This is a genomic window from Kribbella sandramycini (genome assembly GCF_013131805.1).
Taxonomy (GTDB): domain Bacteria; phylum Actinomycetota; class Actinomycetes; order Propionibacteriales; family Kribbellaceae; genus Kribbella; species Kribbella sandramycini.
The window spans coordinates 554,554-568,787 of sequence record NZ_JABJRC010000001.1; the positions used below are offsets into that span (position 1 = coordinate 554,554).

Consider the following 14,234-nt stretch of genomic DNA (forward strand, 5'->3'; position numbering starts at 1 on the left):
TTCACGGGACCGACGATAGCACCCGCGCAGTAACCAACCCGTCCCCGGGCTCGTTGAGCGCTGCAACAACGGGTCGAGACGTGAGGGGTGCCAGGCAGAGTGAGGCCGCGGGTCTTCGAGCTGGTGCGGTACCGCGATCCGAGCGGAGTCTCCGGGACGGGCGTCGTCGCGGAAGGCTGCGAGTTCAGCGACGGATCGGTGGCACTGCGCTGGCGCGGCGACAACCCCGCGACAGCTGTCTGGCCGGGTCTGGAGGCCGTGCTCGCCGTGCACGGGCACCAGGGCGCCACCGAGGTGCGCTGGCTCGACACCAGATCCGAATCAGGTCCCTCGAATCGCCCCCAACCGCCCGGAGGCATCGATCAACTCTTCGACGATCTTCACCGCACCCGACCTCCGTCCGCTCCCCAGGGCTGGGCTGGGGCTCGACATCTTCGGTAGCTCGGCGTCCGTCACCCAGATCTACCTCGTCCGGCACGGCGAGCCCGACTACGGCCGCGTGGACGAGCAGGGCCTGCCCGGGGCCGCGGCCGACAGCGCGCCGCTGACCGCCGCCGGGGTCAAGCAGGCCGAGGCGCTGGCCGATCTGCTCAGCGGGATCGGCGCGACGTACCTGGTCAGCTCGCCGTACACCCGGGCGCTGCAGAGCGCGGCCATCATCGGGCACCGGCTCGCGCTCGGCGTCCGCGTCGACTACGACCTGCGCGACTGGCTGCCCGACAACACCGGCCGGCGCGGGGTCGCCGACGTCCGGGCCGCCCAGGCCGAGTTCACGGCGTACGCCGGCGAGTGGCCCGACGGGATCGAGCGGCGCTGGGAGCCGCGGTCCCGGCTCCGGGAGCGGGCGCTCGCGGCTCTGGCCCGGCACACCGCGCTGACGAGCGGTCCGGTGCTCGCCATCACCCACTCGGCGGTCATCGAGGCCCTGACCGGTGCGACCGGGACGGCGCACGGCGGCCACGAGTACTACCGCTACGATCCGGCGGAGTGAGCGAGGCGCAGACACTGCGGCCACCGGGGCTACCACGGGTACTCGGTGTGATCGCCCTTGGCGGGATCGCCGGCTCACTGGCCCGCTACGGGCTCGCGGCGGCGATTCCGCATTCGCCCGGCGGTTTTCCCTGGGCGACCTTCCTGACGAACGTGGCGGGCTGTCTGGCGATCGGCGTGCTGTTCGCCCGATTGACCCCGCAATCCCATCCGTTGCTGCGGCCATTTCTCGGCACCGGCGTCCTCGGCGGTTTCACGACGTTCTCGACGTACGCCGTCGATACCGAGAAGCTGATGCACGTGCAAACGCACGCGCATTTGTTCGTTGCTTTCGTCTACTTCTTCGGCACGGTCGCGACAGCCTTGCTCGCGGCAACCGTGGGCGCGTGGCTGGGGCGGCGCCGATGAGCGCCCTGCTCGTCGCGCTCGGCGCCGCGATCGGCGCCCCGCTGCGGTTCCTGGCCGACAAACACCTTGTGGGGCGGCTGTTGCGGGGCAGTCAGCAGCCGTTGCCCTGGGGAACCTTCGCCGTGAACGTCGCCGGCAGTTTCGTCCTCGGGCTGATGACCGGAGTCGCCGACCAGACCTGGACACTGCTGATCGGAGTCGGGTTCTGCGGCGCGTTCACGACCTACAGCACGTTCGCGGCCGAGACAACGGCATTGGCCGGTTCGGGGTTGCGGATCAAAGCCTTGCTGAACGTGATCCTGAACCTCGGAATCGGCTTGTTTGCGGCCCTTGCCGGGGCCGCAATCGCGACGTGATCCATGTCACAGCCGGTGACCCGGTGAACACGCTCTCCGCGTGAAACACCGTGATCACAGCCTGCAACGGCACGCGCTGATAACGAATGGACCGAAGTTCGAGACGACAAGGGTTGAACTCGGCATGAGTTGAGCATAGTTTTCACCGAGCGCCCGTCCGCGCTCACGGTGAGTCATAGGAGGTTGCCATGTCGAGAGGGATGCCTCGCCTACCCCGCCCGCTCATGGATCTGTGGGACTGGCAGTCGCAGGCCGCGTGCCGCGATGTCAACCCGGAGCTGTTCTTCTCCCCCGAATCGGAGCGCGGCGTTCGCAAACGCGCTCGCGAGATGGTGGCCAAGTCGCTCTGCGGAACCTGCCCGGTTCAGCCCGAGTGCCGCCAGCACGCCTTGTCGGTCGGAGAACCGTACGGCGTCTGGGGCGGCACCACGGAGTCCGAGCGTGACAACGCCCCGCTGGAGCACCGAAAGTCCGCGTGATCGGCGCGGTCGAGCCCTACTTCTTACCGTCGTCGGATTCGGTCGGTGACTCGTCCTTGGGCGTTTCACCGGCCTGATCCTGCTCGGGCCGCGGTTCGGCCGGCGGCGTGCCGGTCGTGCGCGGATCCCGGTAGCGATCCAGGGACTTGAGGAAGTCCGGGTCGTCATCGGGCGCCACCGGGCGGGCCGGCGGTCGTTGCGGCTTGACCGCACGCACCCGCTTGGCGCCGCTGCGGCGCGCCAGGAGCAGCCAGACGATCGGCCCCGCGAACGGGACGAACACGATGATCACGATCCACACCAGCTTCGGCAGGTGCGGCACCTCGTCATCGGGCGTCTGGATGCAGTGGAACAGCGCGTAGATGGTGAGCGCCAGGCTGATCAGGAACGGCAGATATCGACCCACGCTCCCCACAGTACGGCGCTGGGCCGAACGGACGCCGGGACACGGCCCCGCAGTTGCGGAGCCGTAACCGGATTCAGCGCGCCGAGGCGGTCAGCCCGCGGGCCTTCAGCACCGAGTTCTCCAGCGGGCGGAAGACCAGCAGCTCGATCCCGACGCCGACGACGAAGATCAGCAGGATGCCCGCGAACACCATCGAGATGTCCGACAGCGACATCCCGTTGTGCAGGTACTGGCCGAGGCCCTCGCCCAGATCGGGTGAGGTCGCGATCAGCTCGGCGGCCATCAGCGACCGCCAGGAGAACGCCCAGCCCTGTTTGAGCCCGCCCAGGAACCCGGGCAGCGCGGCCGGCAGCAGGATGTGCCGGATCCCGCCGATCCGGCCGGCGCCGAGCGCCTTGCCGACCCGGGGCAGGATCGGCGGCACCTGGTCCAGACCGGAGACCAGGCCGTTCGCGATCGAGGGGACGGCGCCGAGCAGCACGACCCAGTAGATCGCGGAGTCGTTCAGCCCGAACCAGAGGATCGCGGCCGGCACCCAGGCCACCGACGGCAGGCTCTGCAACCCGGAGACCAGCGGGCCGATCCCCCGGCGCACCACCTGGATGTTGGCGATCGCGAGCCCGAGCGGGACGGCGATCAGCAGCGAGATCGCGAATCCGATCACGGCCCGGTGCACCGACGTCCAGAACAGCTCGAAGATCTTGCCGGTGCTGATCAGCTCCCAGATCAGGTTCCAGACCGCGATCGGCGCGGGCAGCTTGAACTCGGGCCAGAACGCCGCGGCCCAGAGCACCTGCCAGATCACGATGCCCAGCACGATCGCGCCGATCGGCGGCAGCGCGCGGGCCGCGATCCGGCGGAGCAGATTGCCCTCCGGCGCGTTGACCGGGGTGTCGAGCGCGTCGAGACCGGCCTCGACCGAGCCGTCCTTCAGGTCAAGCGGCGGCATGACTGCTGATCACCTTCCGCAGTTCGGCGTTGATCTCTTCGACGGCGGCGGCCTCGGCGGCGCCGGCCAGGCCGGCGACCTCCCACTCCCGGACGACGCGGCCGGGGCGCGAGGAGAGCAGGACGACGCGCCGACCGAGCCGGACGGCCTCCCGGACGTCGTGGGTGACGAAGAGGATCGCCGTCCCGGTCGCCTGCCAGATGCGCAGCAGCTCACCCTGCAACACGTCGCGGGTGATCGCGTCCAGAGCGGAGAACGGCTCGTCCATCAGCAGCAGCGACGGCTTGCCCGCGCCGGAGCCGGTGTTGTCGGTCGTCGAGGCAAGCGCGCGGGCCAGCGCGACGCGCTGTCGCATCCCGCCGGACAACTCGTGCGGACGCTTGTCCCCGAGCCCGCCCAGCCGGACGAGCTCGAGCAACTCGGCCGCCTTCGCCCGGCGCTGCGCCTTCGGGACGCCGGCCAGCCGCAACGGCAGCTCGACGTTCCCGGCGGCCGTCAGCCACGGCATCAGCGCGGCCTCCTGGAAGACGACCGCCGGCCGGGACGAGCCGAGCTCGATCCGCCCGGTGGTCGGCTGGTCCAGCCCGGCGACCAGGTTCAGCAAGGTGGTCTTGCCGCAGCCGGAGGCGCCGAGCAGGCACACGAACTCCCCGGTCTCGACCGCGAGGTCGACGCCCTCCAGCGCGACAACCGACTTCTTTCCGGTCCCGAACGCCTTACCCACCTGGTGGAACCGCACCGGCCGGACGGCGTTCCCGGTCGTTGCGCGCGCTGCCTCGACGGTCGCGGTCATGAGCTCTCTCCTCGTTCGGCGGGACTACTTGGTGTCGAGACCGGCGGCATCGACCGTCGGCCGACCGGCCTTGCCGAGCACCTCGTTCAGCAGGGTGAAGTCCGCGAAGCCGGAGACCTTCGGCGCCTCCTTGGCGATCTTCGCGGTGACCTGGTCCTTGGCGAGTTGCTCGAACGTCGCGGCGACCGGGTCGGCGGTGATCTGGATGTTGCCGAACGCGCGGTCGATCACGGCCGGCTTGAGGTCCTTACCGGTCAGCTCCTTGAGCTGCTTGTTGACGACGGTCTTGGCCTGCGCCTGGTCCTTGTTCGCGAAGTCGATCGCCGCGACCAGACCGCTCAGCAGCGCCCGCACCGACTCCGGGTGCTCCTGCAGGAACTGCGTCCGGACGATCAGCACGGTGGTCGGGAACTTCCCGTCGGGCCACAGGGTCTGCTCGTCGAGCAGCACCTTGGCGCCGGCGTCCAGCACCAGCCGCGACGACCACGGCTCGGGCAGCCAGGCGGCGTCCACCTGGCCCTGCTTGAACGCGTCCAGGGTCTGGGCGTTCTCCAGGTTGGTGACCTTGACCTTGCCTGCCAGGCCCTTCTCCTCGAGCCACTTCTTCAGCGACACGTCCTGGGTGTTGCCGAGCTGCGGCGTCACGACGGTCTTGCCGACCAGATCCTCCGGCTTGGTGATCGTCGGCTTCACCACGAGCTGCGCGCCACCGGACGTCGCGCCCGCGATCAGCCGGACCGCCTCGCCGTTCGACTTCGCGTACGCGTTGATCGCCGGGCCCGAGCCGATGAACGACGCGTCCAGCGAGCCGCCGAGCAGCGCGCCGACCGCCTCCGGACCGGCGTTGAACTTCGTCGGCACCAGCTTCGTGGCGCCGAGATCCTTCGTGAACAACCCTTGGTCGAGCCCGACCAGAGCGGCCGCGTGCGTCACGTTCGGGAAGTACCCGAGCCGCAGCTCGGCGGCCGGCCCCTGCCCGCCGGGCGCGGCCGGCTCGGGATCACGCTCGGCGCGACTGCACCCGGCGGCGGCGACGGTGAGTGCCAGCGCGGCAGCGAGCAGGCGGGGACGAAAACGGGCAGTACGCACAGGAGACCTTCAAAGGGTGCGGGTGGCCGGCGGCCACGAGCGGGCGTGTTTCAGCAGAGCTGGGCTGGGGGAAACGCCGAAGGTCAACAGGTGGCGGAGGCAACCCGGAGCAGGTCGACGTGCCGACGGCGCGTGAGCGCGTCGGCGGGCCGGTTGGCGGTGACCTGCATGCCCCCATCAAACCCGACAAAGTCCATCAACAGCCTCCTATATCACCATCCGAGACAGCGATTCAGAAACTGAGACAAACGATCATTTTCGATCGGAGACCGATGGGGGCAGCCGGGTTCAGCCTGGGAAGGGCGGGGTTTCCGTTCCGTAGATCCAGCCGGTGATGTAGGCGGTCAGGTCGCGGCCGGAGACGTCGTTCGCGACGTCGATGTAGTCCTGGGTCGTGGCGGCCTGATGGCGGTGGCGCAGGAAGAAGGTGCGTTCGATCTGCTGGAAGGTCTTCGCGCCCAGTTGCTGACGGAGGCCGTAGAGCATGACCGCGCCGCCGGGGTTGGTGCCGGCGAGCAGGCCGGGGAGGTCTTGCTGGCGGCCGGGCGGGCCGTACTTGGGGCGCTGCCCGGTTTCGAACTGGTACGCGTCGCGCATGAAGTCGTCGAGCTTCACATCGCCCTGAGCGTCGCGGTAGAGACCGGTGTAGTACGCCGCGTGCCCCTCACTCAGCCACATGTCGTCCCAGTTCTGGACCGAGACGGCGTTGCCGAAGTACTGGTGGACGAGCTCGTGAATCATCGTGCCGGTGCCCTGGTCGGCGGGGCCGGTGAGGTAGTCGGCGTTGAACATCGAGAGGGTTGCGCTCTCGATGGCGTAGCCGGTGACGCCGCCGACGCCGAGCACGCCGTACGTCTCGTAGGGGTACGGCGCGCCGATCGCGTCCTCGACCCACTTCAGCTGCGCCGGGACGAGCGCGACCCGCCCGCGCGCGGCCGCCGCTTTCGAGCTGTCGACGAAGGAGCGGAGCGGCAGACCGTGCGGTCCGGTGCCCTTGATCTCGGTCAGGTGGCCCACGGCCAGCTGGGCCACGTGGGTGGGGATGGGATCACGGGTGCCGAAGACGTACGTCGTCCGGTCGCCGACGGTCTTGGTCGATCGCAGGGTCCCGTTCGCGACCGCCTGATAGCCGCGCGGCACGGTGACCCGGAAGCTGACCCGCGCCTTGTCCCGCGGGACGTCGTTCATCGGGAAGAACAGATGCGACCGGTCCGGCTGCCCCATCAGCTGGAACCCGCCCTCCCAGTCCGTCCAGTGGTCGAACTTGTCCTGCTCCCCGAACGCGGGCGACTTCGGCTCCAGCGAGCGGTCGGCCGTGAACGCGATCCGGACGTCGAACTTCGCACCCCGCGGCACCCGCTGCCGCGGGGTGATCGACAGCTTCTCGGCCGTGTTGTCCAGCGTGTACGTCGCCGCCAGCCCGTTCACCGTCACCGAGCGCACCTCCCGCGCCACGGCGTCCAGCTGGAACGATTCGAGCCGCTCCGACGCCCGCGCGACGATGTCGACCGACGACGTCATCCGCGACGACCCCGGGCGGTAGTCGTAGGCGACGGCGTACGACTGGACGTCGTACCCCTCGTTGCCGAGCGTCGGCATCAGCCGCTCCTGCGCGTCGGCCGGCGCGAGGCCGGATCCGGACAGCATCACCCCCGCGACGGCCAGCAGACCTAGTTTGCGGACAAGCTGCATGGGCACTCCCTTTTTCACACTTGCTGATGGGTCATCGAGCAGGTAATCAAGGGAGACGTATCGTCCCCGTAAAGCTCGAGGAGCCGCCGCCCATGCTGGTCGGATCACTGAAGACCGAGTACGCCGTCCGCCCGCTGGGAACCGATGCGGATCGGCCGCGGTTCAGCTGGGTCGCCACCGCACCGGGCTACGGCGCGCGCCAGACGGCGTACCAGGTGCAGTTGACCAGCGGCGACACCGAAGTCTGGGACTCCGGCAAAGTGCCGTCGGCCCAGAGCTTCGGCATCGAGTACGACGGCCCGCCACTCACCCCGCGCACCCGCTACCACTGGACGGTCCGCCTCTGGGACGCCGACGACCGCGAGACCCCAACCGCGAGCGACTGGTTCGAGACCGCCCTCCGCAACGAGGGCTTCGCCAACGCCCAGTGGATCGGCGGCACGACCGACACCGCGCCCCTGCTCCGTCGCGCCTTCACCGTGGACGGCGACATCCAGCGCGCCCGGCTGTACGCGAGCGGCCTCGGGTACGCCGACCTCCGGCTCAACGGTCAGCCGGTGACCGACGCCGTCCTCGACCCCGGCTTCACCGACTACGGCCGCACCGTCCTCTACGTCACCCATGACGTCACCGATCTCCTGCAGCCCGGCGACAACGCCGTCGGCGCCGAGCTCGGCCGCGGGTTCTTCGCGATGAACACCCCCAACGTCTGGCGCTGGCACCAAGCGCCGTGGACGAGCGAGCCCCGCCTGCTTGCCCGGCTCGTCATCGAGTACGCCGACGGGCGTGTCACCGAAGTCGGCACCGACGACCAGTGGCGCGTCATCGGCGGCCCGACCGTCTCCGACTCCCTCTACACCGGCGAGACGTACGATGCCCGCCGCGCCCTCCCCGGCTGGGACACCGCCGCCTTCGACGACTCCGCCTGGTCATCAGCCACGCTGGTCGACGCGCCCGCCGGCCGCCTGCGAGCACAGGAGCACGAGCCGATCCGGGTCGTCGAAACGGTGCCGCCGGTGGCGGTGGACGAAGTCCGGCCCGGCGTGTGGATCGCCGACTTCGGCCGCACCACCGCGGGCTGGGCGCGACTCCGGGTCACCGCCGGCGCCGGGACGACAATCACCCTCACCTACGGCGAGACAGTTGCCAACGGCAACGTCATCGCGGTGAACGGGCACGTCGACGGCGACCGGATCCAGCGCGACGAGTACATCGCGGCCGGCTCCGGTGTCGAGGAGTGGGAGCCGCGCTTCTCCTACAAGGGTTTCCGCTACGTCCAGATCGAAGGCGCCCGGCCGGACGTCGAGCTGCGCGTGGTGAACTCCGACGTCGCCTCGGTCACCGCGTTCACGTCGAGCGAACCGGCGTACGAGCAGTTCGAGCAGGCCATGCGCCGGACCGTGCTGAGCAACTTGCACGGCATCCCGACCGACACCCCGTTCTACGAGAAGAACGGCTGGACGGGTGACGCCCAGGTCGGCGCGCCGACGATGCTCGCCACACTCGACCTTGCACGCTTGTTCGGCAAATGGCTCGGCGACATCCGCGACAGTCAGGCCGACTCGGGCCAGCTGCCGGTCATCGTGCCCACCAGCGGCTGGGGTTTCGAGGAGCTCTCCCCCGCGACCGAGTGGCCAACGGTCTACCCGATCCTGCTGCACGAGCTGCACCGCGCGTACGGCGACGAGCGGCTGGTCCGCGAGCACTGGGATTCGCTCACCCGCTACCTGAACTGGGAGCTGGACCGGGTCGAGGACGGGTTGTCGATCAGCGTGCTCGGCGACTGGCTCCCACCTGGATACAGCGACGGCCCGGCCCCTGAGGACCGGCGGCTGACCGCCACGGCGTACCTCTGTCGCGCGCTGCTCGCCGCGGCGGAGCTCGGCGATCTGATCGGCCGGCCGCACGATTACCGCAAGGCCGCCGCAGAGCTTGCCGATGGCATCAATCGCGCCTTCCTCGATCGCGAGACGGGGATCTATCGGAGTGCCGACGACCCCGACTACCGGCAGACGTCGAACGTCGTCCCCCTTGCCTTCGGCATCGTTCCCGAGGAGCTCGCCGAACGGGTCGCGGCCAACCTGGCCACGGATGTCGAGCAGCGCGGGTTCCATCTGAACACCGGCTGCCTCGGCGTCGGTCTGCTGCTGCCGGTGCTGACCGCGTACGGATACGGCGAGGCGGCGACGAAGGTCGCGCTGCAGCGGAGCTATCCCAGCTGGGGCTATTGGTTCGAGCAGGGCGCGGACACGATGTGGGAGATGTGGGAGGCCGATTCCCGCTCGCGCAACCACTACTTCCAGGGCACGGTCGTGCAGTGGATCCTGGAGAACGTGGCCGGACTTCGCAACCTCGGCGCCGGGTGGGAGCGGATCGTCGTCCGCCCCGACGCTCGCGGCGCGACGACGTCCGCGAGTGTCCGGACCACGACGATTCGCGGCCGGGTGACCCTGTCCTGGCGGCAGGTCAGCCGGGTGTTCGCGCTGGAGGTTCATGTTCCGGTCGGGATGACGGCCGAGGTGCACGTCCCCTCCGACTCCCCCACGGATGTCGCCGCCGTCCCGCAGTCGCTGGCGGGCGAGGCGACGTACGCCGACGGCTACACCAGCTACACCGTGGGCGCCGGGATCTGGAACTTCACGAGCCGGACCGCTTGACGTAGATCAGGTCGCGAACCTCGCGGCCTTCGGCCTGCGCCCGCGCCTCGAACTTGGTCACCGGCCGCCACTCGGGGCGTGGCGCCCAGCCGTCGTACGAGTTCCGCAACGACGGCTCGGCGTCGCAGACCGCGAGCATCTGGTCGGCGTAGTGCGCCCAGTCCGTGGCCAGATGCAACGTTCCACCGGGCTGCAGCCGGGAGGCCGCGAGCTCGACGAACCCGGGCGCGATCAGCCGCCGCTTGTGATGCTTCTTCTTCGGCCACGGATCCGGGAAGTAGATCCGGACGCCGGCCAGCGCACCCGGCTCGACATGCTCGGCCAGGAAGACGGTCGCGTCGCCCTTGAGCAACCGCACGTTCTCCAGGTCGTACTTCTCGACCCACATCATCAGCTGCCCGAGACCGGCCGTGTAGACCTCGGCGGCCAGATGATTCACCTCCGGCGCGGCCACCGCCAGCTGCGCGGTCGCATCCCCCATCCCGGACCCGATCTCCAGCACGGTCGGCGCCGTCCGCCCGAACCACGCGGCCAGATCCGTCGGCCCAGCCGCCAGCTCCTCGACCGTGGTCCCCAGCTCGGCCCAGTGCGCATCCCACGCCCGTTTCTGCCCGGCCGTCATCCGCACACCACGCTGCGTGGTGCTCAACACACCCCGCCGCTTGACCCGTTCCGTCGTCTCCACCGCCCAGATTGTATTAGTCGTCCCAGAACAGCCGGGCGACGGTGTTGTGGGCGCGGCGGGTGATGCGGAGGTAGTCGTCGGAGAAGCGGCTGGACTCGCCGGGCGGGTAGCCGCAGATCTGGGCGACGGCGGCGAGGTCGCGGGGGTCGGTGGGCAGCGAGTCGCCGGGGCGGGCGCGGACGAGCATGATCGCGTTCCGGATCCGGCTGGCGAGCTCCCAGGCGATGCCCAGCGTCTCGGCTTCGGTGGCGTCGACCAGCCCGGCCTCGACACCGGCGCGGAGTGCGGCGAGCGTGCGGGTGGTGCGCAGGCCTGGGATGTTCCGCGCCTCGCGGAGCTGAAGCAGCTGGACGGTCCATTCGATATCGGCGAGCCCGCCGCGGCCGAGTTTGGTGTGGGTGCTCCGGTTCGCGCCGCGCGGCAGCCGCTCGGCGTCGACCCGGGCCTTGATCCGGCGGATCTCCATCACGTCCCGCTCGCTGATCCCGTTCGGCGGGTAGCGCAGCGGGTCGATCAGCGCGCGGAACGCCGTACAGAGCTCGGCATCGCCGCAGAGCGGATCGGCGCGCAGCAGCGCCTGCGCCTCCCACACCGCGGACCAGCGCGCGTAGTACGACGCGTACGACGCCAGCGTCCGAACCAACGGCCCCTGCCGCCCCTCGGGCCGCAGATCCGCGTCGATCGCCACCGCCGGATCCGCGCCCGGCAGCGCGAGCATCCGGCGTAGCTCGGTCGCGGCCTGGGTCGCGAAATCGGTGGCCGCCTTCTCGTCCGCGCCGGGCAGCGGGTCGTGGACGAACATCACATCGGCGTCGCTGCCGTAGCCGAGCTCGTGACCGCCGAAGCGGCCCATCGCGACGATCGCCATCCGGGTCGGCTCCGGCTGCCCCTTCGCGACCTTGCGCCGGGCGACCTCGAGCGCACTCGTCAGCGTCCCGACCGAGATCCCGGTCAGCGCGTCACCGACCGCCTCGACCTCGACCAGCCCGGACAAATCCGCCGCGGCGACCCGGAACAACTCCCGCCGGCGGACGGCGCGAATCGCCGCGACAGCCGCCTCCGGCTGCTCCTGCCGGCCTGCGGCCGCGGACATCTCGGTCAGCAAGCTCTCCGGCGTCCGCGGGACCAGCTCGCGCTCGTCGGCGAGCATCGCGGTCGCCTCCGGCGCACGCTGCAACAGGTCGACGGCGTACCGGCCGCTGGCCAGTAGGTGGGCCAGCCGCTCGGCCGATGCGCCCTCATCACGCAACTGACGCAGGTACCACGGCGTCGAGCCGAGGCTGTCCGAGATGGTCCGGAACGCGAGCAGCCCGGCGTCCGGATCGGGTGATTCGGCGAACCAGCCGAGCATCGCCGGCAGCAACGCCTTCTGAATCGACGACCGCCGCGAAACCCCCTCCGACAGCGCCTCGATATGCCGCAGCGCGGACGCCGGATCGGCGTACCCGAGCGCGGTCAGCCGCTGCCGCGCCGCCTCAGGCGTCAGCCGGACCTCGCCACCCGGAATCCGGGCAACCGCCGCGAGCAGCGGCCGGTAGAAGAGCTTCTCGTGCAGCCGCCGGACCTCCAGCGCATGCTTCTTCCACGCGGCCGTCAGATCGGCCACCGGGTTCTTGGTGAACCCGAGCGAGCGCCCGAGCCGCCGCAGGTCGGCGTCGTCCTCCGGCACCTGATGCGTACGCCGAAGCCGGTACAGCTGGATGCGGTGCTCCATCGACCGCAGGAAGCGATAAGCATCCGCGAGGACGGCGCCGTCCGTCCGGCCCACGTAGCCGCTCGTCGTCAGCGACTCCAGCGCGACCAGCGTCGTCCCGCTCCGCACAGCCTCATCACTGCGGCCGTGCACGAGCTGCAGCAACTGGACGGCGAACTCGACGTCGCGCAGCCCACCGGGACCGAGCTTGAGCTGCCGATCCACATCAGCGGCCGGGATGTGGTCGACGACGCGGCGGCGCATCGCCTGGACGTCGGTGACGAACCCCTCCCGGTCGGCCGCCGACCAGACCAGCTTGCCGATCCGCTCGGCGTACTCGCGGCCGAGGTCGGCGTCCCCGGCGACCGGGCGGGCCTTGAGCAGTGCCTGGAACTCCCACGTCTTCGCCCAGCGGCCGTAGTAGGCCAGATGGCTGTCGAGCGTGCGGACGAGCGGGCCCGACTTCCCCTCGGGGCGCAGCGCGGCATCGACCGGCCAGAGCGTGCCCTCGCCGGTGTGGTCGGAGCAGATCCGCATCGCGGCCGCGGCCAGCTGGGACGCCGTCTTCAGCGCCGGCAGCTCGGGCTCGCCGTCGAGCGGCTCCGCGACGAACAGCACGTCCACATCGCTGACGTAGTTGAGCTCCCGGCCACCGCACTTGCCCATGGCAATGATCGCGATCCGACAGTCGGCCGCGCCGGGGTGGGCGGTGAAGTAGTCGTTCCGCGCGATCCGCAACGCGGTCTCCAGCGCGCCGCCGGCCAGATCGGCCAGCACCGCGGCCACCTCGTCGACCAGCAAGCCCTCAGCCAGGTCCCGCGCGGCCAGCCGCAGCAGCAGCCGGCGGTACTCGACGCGCAACGCGTCGACCGGCTTGGCCGCGTCGACCGCGGTGGCGAGTTTGGCGGCGACGTCCTCGATCGAGGGCCGCGAGCCGGTCAGCGACGGATCGGCCAGGTCGTACCAGTGCCGCGGATGCACGGTGAGGTGCCGGCCGAAGGCCTCGCTGGCGCCCAGCACGTAGACGAGCCGGCGGCGGAAGTCGTCGTCCATCTCCAGCGTCCGGGTGAACGCGCCGAGATCGTAGTCGTTGCGGTGCAGTGCCTCGGCCATCCCGAGCAGGCCGTGCAGCGCAAGATCCGGATCGGCGGACTCCGACAGCGTCGTGATCAGCTGTTCGGTCGCGATCGGGCCGTGCGGATCGAGGGCGTCGAGCTGCCGCAGCAGCGCGGTCGCGCCCTGCGGGTCGCCGAACCCCAACCGGACCAGCCGGCCTTCACCGGACCCTCTTTGCGCCTCCGCCACGACGGTCAGGTTATCCGGGTCCCGGCAGGCGCCGTGACAGAATCTCGGCAGTACCGCGAGCCGGTTGCGGTGACGTCTAAAGGGGATTGCGGTCAACACACGGAGTTGCCTGGCGTATTCGGGCAGTAATCGGCATGATGAGGCGTCATGGTCATGATGACGGGGTCGCTCGCCGTTCGGGGCATGGTGGTCTGGTTGACGCCCCAGCAGGGCGGGCGAGTGTCCGGGCCCCCCGAGCCGGACTACGACTACGACTACACAGCCACCGCGTTCCTGCCACCACGGACCGCGGACGACGGGCAGGCCGGGATAGCGCTGCGCGGTTTCGCGCCGAGCGCCTGGCGCACCCAGGCCGACGGCATCCTGGTGCCCGGCCAGGGGAACAAGGCTCAGCAGATCGTCCCGGGCGCGGTGGTGGTGATCACCGAAGGCACCCGGCCGGTCGGCTTCCTGACCGTCGAAGAGGTGCACGCGATGGCGCCCGACGGGACGCCGGTCATCCCGCCGAAGCCGGCCACCGAGCCGGTGCTCGAGCCGGTCGAGCCGGTGCCTGTCGCCGAGGATGCGATCGAGCCGCCGTACCGGCACTCGACGGCCGCCGCGCGCTGGACGTCGACGCACGGCTCCGACCTGGTCCCGGCCGAACCTCTCACGGCCGAGCCCGCCCCGGACGAGCTGCTCAAAGCCGCCACCTCCCTCTGAACACACTCTGTTGCTAACCGCACACTGAGT

The 14,234-nt window shown here is 70.3% G+C and carries 14 protein-coding genes; 6 read left to right on the forward strand and 8 right to left on the reverse strand.

What is annotated here, in order from left to right; translation table 11 throughout:
• The first annotated feature begins 460 nt into the window (after positions 1-460).
• The 4 genes from HPO96_RS02400 to HPO96_RS02415 all read left to right on the forward strand — a co-directional run bounded on the left by HPO96_RS02400 (position 461) and on the right by HPO96_RS02415 (position 2,233).
• The gene (locus HPO96_RS02400; protein WP_337796544.1) at positions 461-991 is read left to right on the forward strand and encodes a histidine phosphatase family protein; all 531 of its coding nucleotides are present in this window, start codon (positions 461-463) and stop codon (positions 989-991) included.
• Complete coding sequence (locus HPO96_RS02405; RefSeq protein WP_337796483.1) at positions 988-1,398, forward strand: fluoride efflux transporter FluC; 411 nt, start codon at positions 988-990, stop codon at positions 1,396-1,398. Before HPO96_RS02400 ends, HPO96_RS02405 begins: the two co-directional genes overlap by 4 nt.
• Entirely contained in the window at positions 1,395-1,754 is a 360-nt protein-coding gene (crcB, locus tag HPO96_RS02410) for a fluoride efflux transporter CrcB (RefSeq protein ID WP_171670604.1), read from the forward strand. The genes HPO96_RS02405 and crcB overlap by 4 nt, the downstream gene beginning before the upstream one ends.
• Before the next feature lie 224 nt (positions 1,755-1,978).
• Positions 1,979-2,233: a WhiB family transcriptional regulator gene (locus tag HPO96_RS02415; RefSeq protein WP_272954505.1), complete on the forward strand. Its 255-nt coding sequence runs from the start codon at positions 1,979-1,981 to the stop codon at positions 2,231-2,233.
• A gap of 16 nt (positions 2,234-2,249) precedes the next feature.
• On the opposite strand, the gene HPO96_RS02420 is transcribed toward HPO96_RS02415, so the two are convergent.
• From HPO96_RS02420 to HPO96_RS02440, 6 genes are all read right to left on the reverse strand, one after another.
• The gene (locus HPO96_RS02420) at positions 2,250-2,639 is read right to left on the reverse strand and encodes a PLDc N-terminal domain-containing protein (protein WP_171670605.1); all 390 of its coding nucleotides are present in this window, start codon (positions 2,637-2,639) and stop codon (positions 2,250-2,252) included.
• A 73-nt stretch (positions 2,640-2,712) separates the two neighbouring features.
• Positions 2,713-3,588 carry an ABC transporter permease gene (locus HPO96_RS02425; RefSeq protein ID WP_171670607.1) on the reverse strand — a complete coding sequence of 292 codons (876 nt, stop codon included), beginning with the start codon at positions 3,586-3,588 and terminating at the stop codon, positions 2,713-2,715.
• Complete coding sequence (locus HPO96_RS02430; RefSeq protein WP_171670609.1) at positions 3,575-4,381, reverse strand: ABC transporter ATP-binding protein; 807 nt, start codon at positions 4,379-4,381, stop codon at positions 3,575-3,577. Before HPO96_RS02430 ends, HPO96_RS02425 begins: the two co-directional genes overlap by 14 nt.
• A 24-nt stretch (positions 4,382-4,405) precedes the next feature.
• Complete coding sequence (locus HPO96_RS02435) at positions 4,406-5,470, reverse strand: aliphatic sulfonate ABC transporter substrate-binding protein (RefSeq protein ID WP_171670611.1); 1,065 nt, start codon at positions 5,468-5,470, stop codon at positions 4,406-4,408.
• A gap of 83 nt (positions 5,471-5,553) precedes the next feature.
• Complete coding sequence (locus HPO96_RS39495) at positions 5,554-5,667, reverse strand: putative leader peptide (RefSeq protein WP_337796484.1); 114 nt, start codon at positions 5,665-5,667, stop codon at positions 5,554-5,556.
• A 91-nt stretch (positions 5,668-5,758) separates the two neighbouring features.
• Positions 5,759-7,162: a M1 family metallopeptidase gene (locus HPO96_RS02440; RefSeq protein ID WP_202885467.1), complete on the reverse strand. Its 1,404-nt coding sequence runs from the start codon at positions 7,160-7,162 to the stop codon at positions 5,759-5,761.
• Between the two features lie 92 nt (positions 7,163-7,254).
• On the opposite strand from HPO96_RS02440, the gene HPO96_RS02445 reads away from it, so the two are divergent.
• Positions 7,255-9,819 (forward strand): family 78 glycoside hydrolase catalytic domain, encoded by a 2,565-nt coding sequence (locus HPO96_RS02445; protein ID WP_171670612.1) that lies wholly within the window; start codon positions 7,255-7,257, stop codon positions 9,817-9,819.
• Here the strand turns inward: HPO96_RS02445 and trmB are convergent.
• Both trmB and HPO96_RS02455 read right to left on the reverse strand, forming a co-directional pair.
• Positions 9,800-10,504 (reverse strand): tRNA (guanosine(46)-N7)-methyltransferase TrmB, encoded by a 705-nt coding sequence (gene trmB, locus HPO96_RS02450; protein WP_171670614.1) that lies wholly within the window; start codon positions 10,502-10,504, stop codon positions 9,800-9,802. The genes HPO96_RS02445 and trmB overlap by 20 nt on opposite strands.
• A 13-nt stretch (positions 10,505-10,517) precedes the next feature.
• Entirely contained in the window at positions 10,518-13,502 is a 2,985-nt protein-coding gene (locus tag HPO96_RS02455) for a bifunctional [glutamine synthetase] adenylyltransferase/[glutamine synthetase]-adenylyl-L-tyrosine phosphorylase (protein ID WP_337796485.1), read from the reverse strand.
• A gap of 147 nt (positions 13,503-13,649) precedes the next feature.
• On the opposite strand from HPO96_RS02455, the gene HPO96_RS02460 reads away from it, so the two are divergent.
• Complete coding sequence (locus HPO96_RS02460; protein ID WP_238354678.1) at positions 13,650-14,204, forward strand: hypothetical protein; 555 nt, start codon at positions 13,650-13,652, stop codon at positions 14,202-14,204.
• Positions 14,205-14,234: the final 30 nt, after the last annotated feature.